The sequence below is a fragment of the Arhodomonas sp. KWT genome (assembly GCF_010993615.1).
Window position 1 is genome coordinate 1 of the sequence record NZ_WNXE01001109.1, and the last position, 530, is coordinate 530.

At 65.3% G+C, this 530-nt stretch carries 1 protein-coding gene; it reads left to right on the forward strand.

Annotation, left to right across the window (positions count from 1 at the left end):
- The coding region (locus G7A99_RS24405; protein WP_240466415.1) for a triacylglycerol lipase at positions 1-530 on the forward strand (530 nt) is incomplete at both ends.

Consider the following 530-nt stretch of genomic DNA (forward strand, 5'->3'; position numbering starts at 1 on the left):
GAGATCCTGAACCCGGACGAAACCGAGGTCGACCCCGAGGGGGCTATCCCTCACGGGCTGAGTCGCAGCTGGAAAACCGCCGAGGGCGAGACGATCCCGAACGAAGCGCTGATGAAGGCGCGCGGCTGGGGCGAGCTCGGCAGCATGGTCTACGGGGAGTTCCTCGTCTGGCTGGAGAACTGGTTGAACCTGCCCGATGACATATCGGCGGCCGACTCGATCCCCATCACCCAGCTGGTGGGGCTGGTCCAAGACGACAACTCCCTGCCGGAAGACTTCGACGCGACGGTCAACGGGTGGCTGAAGACACTCACGCGTTACCACTTCCCGGTGCACGCCTGCGGCTACAACTGGCTGCAATCCAACGCCGACTCGGCCGATGCGCTGGCACAGCGGGTGGACGCCATTATCGACGGCTACCGCCGGGCCGGGATGTGCTGCGACAGGGTCATCCTGCTCACCCACTCCATGGGCGGACTGGTCGCCCGTTACTACTCGGAAGTCGACGGCGGCAACGCCAGCATGCTGGG